Origin of the sequence: Hydrogenophaga sp. A37 (assembly GCF_002001205.1) — a bacterium.
GTDB lineage: Bacteria > Pseudomonadota > Gammaproteobacteria > Burkholderiales > Burkholderiaceae_C > Hydrogenophaga.
In genome coordinates this window covers 1-8021 of record NZ_MUNZ01000156.1, presented here as the reverse complement: position 1 = coordinate 8021, position 8021 = coordinate 1, and the positions used below count along the sequence as shown (strand labels likewise).

General features: G+C 66.5%; 12 protein-coding genes. 5 read left to right on the top strand and 7 right to left on the bottom strand.

Features of this window, described 5'->3' with window-relative positions; all coding sequences use genetic code 11:
- The coding region (locus B0E41_RS27230; RefSeq protein ID WP_171984843.1) for a hypothetical protein at positions 1–338 on the top strand (338 nt) is incomplete at its 5' end.
- 171 nt (positions 339–509) lie between these two features.
- Here B0E41_RS27230 and B0E41_RS21635 read toward each other — a convergent pair.
- Positions 510–869, bottom strand: a complete 360-nt coding sequence (locus B0E41_RS21635; protein WP_077334354.1) for a translation initiation factor Sui1 — start codon at positions 867–869, stop codon at positions 510–512.
- Positions 870–947: 78 nt separating this feature from the next.
- On the opposite strand from B0E41_RS21635, the gene B0E41_RS21630 reads away from it, so the two are divergent.
- Complete coding sequence (locus B0E41_RS21630; RefSeq protein ID WP_077334352.1) at positions 948–2201, top strand: DEAD/DEAH box helicase; 1254 nt, start codon at positions 948–950, stop codon at positions 2199–2201.
- On the opposite strand, the gene B0E41_RS21625 is transcribed toward B0E41_RS21630, so the two are convergent.
- Both B0E41_RS21625 and B0E41_RS21620 read right to left on the bottom strand, forming a co-directional pair.
- Positions 2198–2533 (bottom strand): DUF6172 family protein, encoded by a 336-nt coding sequence (locus tag B0E41_RS21625; protein WP_077334350.1) that lies wholly within the window; start codon positions 2531–2533, stop codon positions 2198–2200. The two genes, B0E41_RS21630 and B0E41_RS21625, sit on opposite strands and share 4 nt — an antisense overlap.
- A 54-nt stretch (positions 2534–2587) precedes the next feature.
- Entirely contained in the window at positions 2588–2896 is a 309-nt protein-coding gene (locus tag B0E41_RS21620) for a hypothetical protein (RefSeq protein ID WP_077334348.1), read from the bottom strand.
- A 71-nt stretch (positions 2897–2967) separates the two neighbouring features.
- Between B0E41_RS21620 and B0E41_RS21615 the strand changes: the two genes are divergently transcribed.
- A complete protein-coding gene (locus tag B0E41_RS21615) occupies positions 2968–3561 on the top strand; it encodes a 3'-5' exonuclease (protein WP_077334346.1) in 594 nt (197 codons plus the stop codon).
- A gap of 148 nt (positions 3562–3709) precedes the next feature.
- On the opposite strand, the gene B0E41_RS21610 is transcribed toward B0E41_RS21615, so the two are convergent.
- Positions 3710–3931 (bottom strand): DUF3820 family protein, encoded by a 222-nt coding sequence (locus B0E41_RS21610; protein ID WP_077334344.1) that lies wholly within the window; start codon positions 3929–3931, stop codon positions 3710–3712.
- On the bottom strand, positions 3928–4776 hold the full coding sequence (locus tag B0E41_RS21605) for an alpha/beta hydrolase (RefSeq protein ID WP_077334342.1): 849 nt from the start codon (positions 4774–4776) through the stop codon (positions 3928–3930). The genes B0E41_RS21610 and B0E41_RS21605 overlap by 4 nt, the downstream gene beginning before the upstream one ends.
- A 93-nt stretch (positions 4777–4869) precedes the next feature.
- On the opposite strand from B0E41_RS21605, the gene B0E41_RS21600 reads away from it, so the two are divergent.
- The gene (locus B0E41_RS21600; protein WP_077334340.1) at positions 4870–5463 is read left to right on the top strand and encodes a lysophospholipid acyltransferase family protein; all 594 of its coding nucleotides are present in this window, start codon (positions 4870–4872) and stop codon (positions 5461–5463) included.
- 126 nt (positions 5464–5589) lie between these two features.
- Positions 5590–6024 carry a hypothetical protein gene (locus tag B0E41_RS21595; protein ID WP_143433956.1) on the top strand — a complete coding sequence of 145 codons (435 nt, stop codon included), beginning with the start codon at positions 5590–5592 and terminating at the stop codon, positions 6022–6024.
- Positions 6025–6107: 83 nt separating this feature from the next.
- Here the strand turns inward: B0E41_RS21595 and B0E41_RS21590 are convergent, their stop codons facing one another.
- Together B0E41_RS21590 and B0E41_RS21585 are read right to left on the bottom strand one after the other, a co-directional pair.
- Positions 6108–6614: an N-acetyltransferase gene (locus B0E41_RS21590; RefSeq protein ID WP_077334336.1), complete on the bottom strand. Its 507-nt coding sequence runs from the start codon at positions 6612–6614 to the stop codon at positions 6108–6110.
- Position 6615: 1 nt separating this feature from the next.
- The gene (locus tag B0E41_RS21585; protein ID WP_077334356.1) at positions 6616–7806 is read right to left on the bottom strand and encodes a PLP-dependent aminotransferase family protein; all 1191 of its coding nucleotides are present in this window, start codon (positions 7804–7806) and stop codon (positions 6616–6618) included.
- Positions 7807–8021 lie beyond the last annotated feature (215 nt).

The window sequence follows — 8021 nt, the reverse complement described above, 5'->3', positions numbered from 1 at the left end:
GCCCCACCCCGTCCGAACCCCACAGCGACGACCGCCTGAAACACCGCCTGCGCGACGTTTTGGCGCGCTCGCCCGATGAAGGCCTGGCCGCACTGGAAGCGCGCACCATGGCGCAATGGCAACAGCGCACCTCCGCCACCCAGCCCGTGGTGCACACCGGCCCGCTGGCCACCTTGCAGGCCGGTTGGCGCGGGCATCCGGTGGTTTGGAGTGGCGCGCTGATGGCGCTGGTGCTGGCGGCGCTGCTGTGGAGCAAGCCCTGGGCCCCCGCCGAGCCCGGCATCGACGAGCTGATGCAGCCCGACGTGCTGTCGCTGATCACCATGGGCGAACTGTGAATGGGTTGATACGGTTTCGCCTTCAAACGTATCACTGCGTTGCTTCGCCTTGCCCTGCTGTAGCACTGTCTGCGGCTTCGCGCCTTGTTCTACGCTTGAATGCAAAGCCGTATGAAACACCTCTTTGCCGCGCTGCGGCTGTGGTGGGCGCGTTGCTTCTGACGCAGTCGCTCAACCACCTGAACGCTTGACGCTGTGACCTTGGGCCTTCAGCGTGACCATCACCTTCTCAATGTGGTCACCCTGGATCTCGATCACGCCGTCTTTCACCGTGCCGCCGGTCCCGCAGGCCGCCTTGAGCTGCTTGCCCAGCGCGGTCAGTCCGGCGGCGTCCAGCACCACGCCCTTGACCAGGGTCACCGCCTTGCCGCCGCGCCCTTTGGTCTCGCGCGAGACGCGCACGGTGCCGTCGCCTGGCGGGATGGCCTTCTGACCACAGGTGCACTGAGCGACCGGCTGACGGCAACCGGGACACATGCGGCCGGACTCGGTCGAATACACCAGCCCGCCGGACAACAACTTGTTTTTCATGGGCTCGCATCGTAGCGCGGGCCGCCGCCGAAGGCTGCACAGAGGGGCGCCCGTTAAACTGGGCAAAAGACCTCACACATGCCATTCACCTCCCTCGGGCTCGTCCCTTCCCTCGCCCAGGCCGCGGCCGATCTCGGTTTCATCGCGCCCACCCCCATCCAGACCGACGCCATCCCCGCCGTGCTCGCCGGCGGCGATCTGCTCGCCACGGCACAGACCGGGTCGGGCAAAACCGCCGCCTACGCCCTGCCCTTGCTGCAGCGCTGGCTGGCCGGCCCCGCGCACACGCCCCGCCGCGTGCGCGCGCTGGTGCTGGTGCCCACGCGCGAACTCGCGGCCCAGGTGGGCGAGGTGCTGCGTTTGCTCGCCGAAAAGCTGACGCCCCGGCCCAAGCTGATCGTGGCCTTTGGCGGCGTCTCGATCAACCCGCAGCTGATGGCGCTGCGGGGCGGCGCCGACGTGGTGGTCGCCACGCCCGGGCGCCTGCTCGACCTGGTGGAACACAACGCACTGAAGCTCGGCGCGGTGGAGCTGCTGGTGCTCGACGAGGCCGACCGCCTGCTCGACCTCGGCTTTGCCGACGAACTCGCGCGTGTGCTCGCGCTGCTGCCCGCGCAACGGCAGAACCTGTTTTTCTCGGCCACGTTCCCACCGGCAGTGGAAACGCTGGCCCGCGAGCTGCTGCACGAGCCGCGGCGCGTGGACGTGCCCTCGCCCACGCAGGACGAAGCGCCCGTGGTGCTGCAGCGCGCCATCGCGGTCGATGACAAGCGCCGCACCCAGCTGCTGCGCCAGCTCATCAAAGACAACAGCTGGCAGCGCGTGCTGGTGTTCGTGGCCACGCAATACGCCGCCGAGCGGCTGGCGGGCAAGCTGCACCATGGCGAGATCTACGCCACCTCGTTCCACGGCGGCCTGAGCCAGGGCGCGCGGCAGCAGACGCTGAAAGAGTTCAAGGAAAAGCGCTGGGACGTGGTGGTCACCACCGACCTCGCCGCGCGCGGACTCCACATCGACCAGTTGCCGGTGGTGGTGAACTACGACCTGCCGCGCTCGGCGGTGGACCACGTGCACCGCATTGGGCGCACGGGTCGCGCGGGCGAAAGCGGTCTGGCCGTGAGTTTCGTGACCGCCGCCACGTTGGCGCACTGGCAGCTGATCGAAAAGCGCCAAGGCATGAGCCTGCCACTGGAACACATCGCCGGCTTCGAGCCCACCGACCCGACCCCGCCAGCGGAAGCGGGCACCGGCGGCATCAAGGGCAAGCGCCCGAGCAAAAAGGACAAGCTGCGCGCCGCAGCGGCCGCGGCGGGGAAGCTCGGCGACGCTTAGGCTTCGTCGGGTTCGGCGTCGTCGGCAGCGGCGGCTTCAGCGCCCGGCTCACGCACTTGGCGCACACCCGGCTTGGCCAGCAACTCCACGTAACACTGCGCTGCGCCTTCTTTCACCAGTGCGTCCAGCGCACCGATCAGCTCGGCCGGGTGCACGGCCTGTGCGCTGTCTTTGTCGGCGCCGAAACGGCAGTCGAAATCCCAGAAGTGCGCGCCTTCGGGCAGGTCGCGGCGGCGCTCGCGCTTCATGTATTTGCGGATCTCGTGCTTGACGGCTTCGAGCACGCGGTCCGGGTGCTTGCCTTCAGGGCGAAGCTCAAAAATTTTTCTCATGGAATGTCCTGCAAAGGGTGGTGGCGCCCTGGAAGGACGTGAAGCGGACCCGGATTATGAGGGCAGCACGATCTGGTAGCCGCCTTCGTCCAGGTGGCGGTGCGGGCCGAACACGGCCTCCATGGCAGCGGTTTCGGCCTGCTGCCAGGTCTCGAGCACCAAGCGCTCGTCCAGCGTCAGCGCCTCGGTGTCGGGCGCCTCACCGTGTTGGCCCACGATGTTGAGGTAGGCGCTGTAGACCGGCACCACCATGGCCGCGTCGCCCAGCGCCGTCTCCAACGCCTGGCGGAACAGCCGCTCGGCCGCTTGCCGTTGCGCGGGCGTGGTGTCGTCGGACACGTAGAGTTTGAGGGTGTAGGTCATGGGCCAGCGGGCGGCGCGGGAGCGCGTTGCACAATGGCCCGATTATCCGTGTGCCCACCGCTCTGCCCTCCATGAACACCACCCGCCCCACCCCGAGCAAGGACGACATCGCCCTGCTGCCCGAATTCCGCCGCCTCGGGCTGCACCAGATCACCCTGGTGGACAACGCGCCGCAGGCCCGCGAGGCGGCGGCCGCGCTGCGCGATCACGCCGACTGGGGTTTCGACACCGAGAGCAAGCCCACTTTTCTCAAAGACCAGGTGTCCGACGGACCGCACATCGTGCAGCTCTCCACCCGCGAGCAGGCCTGGGTGTTTCAGCTGCACGACCCGGCCTGCCTGGAGCTGGTCGCCGGTCTGCTGGCCGATGGCCGCCACACCAAGGCCGGGTTCGGCCTGGGTGACGACACCAAGCGCATCAAATCCAAGCTGATGGTGGAGCCCGCTGGCGTGCTGGAGCTCAACCACATCTTCCGCGAGCAGGGCTACCGCAAAGACATGGGCGTCAAGGGCGCGGTCGCGGTGCTCTTCAACCAGCGCTTCATCAAGTCCAAAAAGGCCGCCACCTCCAACTGGGCCAACCCGCGCCTGAGCGAGGCCCAGCTGATCTACGCCGCCAACGACGCCTGGGCAGCGGCCATGGTGCACGAGGCGCTCAGAGGCTGAGCGTTTTTTGGGCGTGGCCGAGCAACGCGTCAAAACGTGTCCAGTCAAGGCGCAAAGCACAGCCATAGCGGGCTATGGCGCGCATTTGCAACGCGAGTGGGTGCGTTTTGGCGTGGTGAGCGGGCATGAGCAAAAGACGCTCAGCCTCTCAAGAACGGAGCCGCTGGCGCAGCGGCGTGAGCAGGTCGCTGAGCCCGTTGTGGTCGATCTCGTGCATCAGCGCGAGCAGCCGGCCGATGTCGCCCTTGGGGAAACCTTCGCGCGCGAACCAGTTGAGGTAGTTGCCCGGCAGGTCGGCGATCACGCGGCCCTTGTATTTGCCGTAGGGCATCTCCACGGTGAGCAGGCGCTCCAGGTCTTCGGGGTTCACTTGGCGTTCACCGCCTCGGTGGGCGGTCTCGAAGGGTGCTTGTCCAGCCAGGCGCGCAGCGTGGCGTTGAACTCGGCAGGCTTCTGTTTCATCATCCAGTGCCCCGCGTCCAGCCCTTTCACTTCGCAGCCCGGCGCGGTCGCGAGTTGCGCCAGCCAGCGCGCGGAATGGAACATGAAGGGCTTGCGTTTGCCGAAGAAAAACAGCGTGGGCAACTTCGGGCCGAGCAGCCGGTCCACCCGCTCCACGCCGCGCAGTCCGCCGAACGATCCGAACCACTGCATCGCGTACGGGTAGTTCATCTGCCAGCCGATCTGCCCAGGCGGCGTGCGACAGCCGATCTGGCGCGCCATGAACCGCGTCATGCGGTTGGCCAGGCCCGGCAGCGCCGGCCCCAGCTTCCAGGCCACGGCCAGCCAGAGCTGGTATCCGGCGATCATCAGCTTCTCTTTGGTGGTGAGCGACTGGAGGTAGGCGCCGGTGTTGGTGTCGCCGATGTCGGCGCTGGCCACCCGCACGACCCGCTGAAGGTGGCGCGCCGCGTACTCGTAGCCAAAGAAACAACCCCAGTCGTGCAGCAGCAGCGTCACCGGCTCGCTCGGGCTCACCGCGTCCACCACCGCCGCGATCAGCGTGCACATCTCATTCACCGACACCGGGCGCGACGGCTGCGACAGGTCGTACCCCGGCAGCGCAAAGCGCACACAGCGGTGGCTGTCGCGCAAGGCGGCCACCGTTTCGTCCCAGACCGCTGGCGAGTCGGGCCAGCCGTGCAGCATCACCACGGTCGGGCCGCTGCCTTCGATGAACACCTCAAGGCCCTGCACATTCAGCGATGTCGGCATGCATCCGTCTCCTGGTTGTCCGGTGGTGCGCGATGGTAGCGCGGCGTCTGCGGGGGCCGGTCGCGCCCGCGTCATCGGCGATACTGCCCGCCCATGCACCGCACCATCTTCACCACCCCGGTCGTCAACACAGTGCTGCGCGGGTTGTCGGTGGCCTTTCTGCGGCTCACGGGCTGGACTGTCGAAGGCGCGCTGCCGCGGGGCGCGGCCAAAAGCGTGTTCATTGCCGCGCCGCACACCAGTAACTGGGACCTGCCCTACACCCTGATGGTGGCTTTCGCGCTGCGCCTCAACCCCCACTGGATGGGCAAACAAAGCATCTTCAAACCGCCGTTTCGCGGTCTCATGATGTGGCTCGGCGGTATCCCGGTGAACCGCGAACAGTCCACCAACCTCGTCGCCGCCTCCAGCCAGGCCCTCATCGACGCCGACGGCCCGCTGCAACTCATCGTGCCGCCCGAAGGCACGCGCAGCAAGGCCCGCTACTGGAAAACCGGCTTCTACTACATCGCCCTCGGTGCCCGGGTCCCGATCATCATGGCCTACATGGACTACGCCACCAAGCACAGCGGTCTGGGGCCGGTGTTTGAACCCACCGGTGACATCGAAGCCGACATGGCGACCATCAAGGCGTTTTACAAACCTTTCAAGGGCCGCAACCCCGACCAGTTCGAGCAGGTCGGTTGAGCCGATGTGAATCCCCACTGGATGCGGGTGAAAGGCCCCCAGTGAACGCTGGCGACGTGCAACAGAAAAACATATAGTTACAAAAACTCTGTGCGGACAGGAACAAAAACTGCTTACGCTTCCGGCGTGTCCAAACGAGCATCCTCGGCCAGCGAAGCCCTATCGACCTTGTCCAACAGCCTGATGGACAGCCTGCGCGTCAGCGTTCACGCCGTGCTCGGCGTGGAAAAAGTGGTGCACGATCATGACGCCGTCGTCCGCATCCGCGAGGCCATGATGAAGCTGCACGGCGGACGCGGCCTCGACCTCAACCCCCGTCTGCACCGGCAGATCGCGTCCACCCAAGACGCCGAAGGCCTCTGGTACATGCGCGCAGAGCTCTACGCCGACCTCTGCAAAATGCACAACGAAATCCATGCCGTGCGCTCCCTGGAATCGTTGCTGCCCTTGTTCCAGGGCAGCCTGCCCAGCAGCCTGCTCAAGACCCGCGCACCCGGCGCAGGCGCACCGCGTGCGCCTTCCCGCGCAAAGCACTGGCTCCAACGCCGTCGGCCAGACTGAGGCTCCGGCGGTTCAGAAATACCGGCGAGCGCACGGCGTTGATCCCGTTCAACGTGGCGATGAACCGCCGCGTTCGGGTGCTCTCAGGCCGTGGCGCCAAACGCTTCGTGAAACATCACCGTGCCCTGCGGCAAGGTATCGGTGAACGGCAGCACCATGAAGTACGCCTGTGGAATGTCCGGGTACACCAGCTGCGGCTCGTTGCGAAAACCAAAGCGCCGGTAATAGCCCGGTTCGCCCACCAGCATGCAGCCCGCCGCGCCTTGATCGCGCAGCGCCTGCAGCGCGGCGTGCATCAATGCCGAACCGATGCCCTGACCCTGCAGGGCCGGCAACACCGAGATCGGCCCCAACCCATGCCAGCCCGGTGAGCCTTCGGACACCAGCACCAGCGAAGTTGCCACGTGCCCCACCAACTCACCGCCCTGCTCCGCCACGAGCGACACGCTCATTGCCCCGGCGCGGCGCAGCGCGTTGACGATGAAGGCCTCGGTGTGGCTGGTGTGCGGTGCGTTCAGAAAAGCGGCGGAGGTCAGGCTGGTGATGGCCTCGACATCCGACGGTCTCTCCGGCCGCAGCAAGCGGTTCACGTCACACCGCCTGGCCCAACCGCCCCACCCCTTCTTCAATCTTCTCCACCCCCACCGTCGCAAAGCTCAGGCGCAGCGTGGCGTGATCGGGGTTCGAAGCAAAGAACGGCGCACCGGGCACGAAGGCCACGCCTTTTTCAATCGCGCGCTTGGCCAGTTCGCCGCCATCGCCTACCTTGCCGCCTGCGCCGGTGAGGCGAGCCCAGACGAACAGGCCGCCTTGCGGTTGCACAAACTCGATGGCGTCGCCCAGCTCGCGACGCAACGCGTTGCCCATGGCGGTGGCGCGTTCGGCGTAGACGGCGCGCACCTTGGCGAGCGTGGCGGGCATGCGGCCGGCTTTGAGGTACTGCGCGGCGGTGGCCTGGGCGAAGGTGCTGGTGTGGGCGTCGCTGAACTGTTTGCACATGGTGGCCTTGGCCAGCAGTTCGGCGGGGCCGATCATCCAGCCCACGCGCAGGCCGGGGCTCAGCACTTTGCTGAGTGAGCCGCAGTGCACCAGGCGCTCGCGGCTGCCGGGCACTTGGTTGCTTAAGGCCAGCAGGCTGGGGGGTGGTGCATCGCCGAAGTAGAGGTCACCGTAGGGGTCGTCTTCCACGATGAGCGTGTTGTGCTTCACAGCCATCTCCAGCACCTTTTTGCGGCGCTCCAGGCTGAGCATGGCGCCGCTGGGGTTGCCGAAGGTGGGGATGAGGTAGACGAACTTAGGCTTGTGTTCTTCGATCAGCTTTTCCAGCCGGTCGGTGTCCACGCCATTGCCATCCACCGGTGCGGTGATCAACTCGGCGCCGTAGAGGCGAAAACACTGGATGGTGGCGAGGAAGGTGGGGCCTTCGACGATGACCTTGTCGCCGGGCGACACCAGCGTCTTGCCCAGCAGGTCCAGCGCCTGCTGGCTGCCGGTGGTGACGATCAGGTCGTTGGCCGTCACGCCTTGGTTGCCTTTGCTGGTCATGAAGGCAGCGAGCTGTTCGCGCAGCGGGTTGTAGCCCTCGGTGGCGCCGTATTGCAGCGCGCCGCCGGGTTCTTCGGTGAGCGCGGCGTTGACGGCTTCGCGAATGCCGTCAACGTCGAACATGGCGCTGTCGGGGAAGCCGCCGGCAAAGCTGATGATGCCGGGCTTGCCCAAGAGCTTGAACAGTTCGCGGATGGCGGAGGTTTCAACGTTGTTGAGGCGGTCGGCAAAGGGCAGCTGAAAGGTCATGGCGGTGATAGGTCAGGGGTTCAGGGGAATGGGCCTGACCCGATGTTAGCGCCCTGGCGGAGGTCGGCTCGCCCGTGCGATCCGTCACAAGCAGGCTTTCCTCAACAACGAACTGGCGGTGATTTCGGGCGGATCTTCGGGGCTTGCCCCGGTCGGCGTTGCGGAAAAATCAATGGCATGACCCCGAGTCCGTTCCGGAGCCC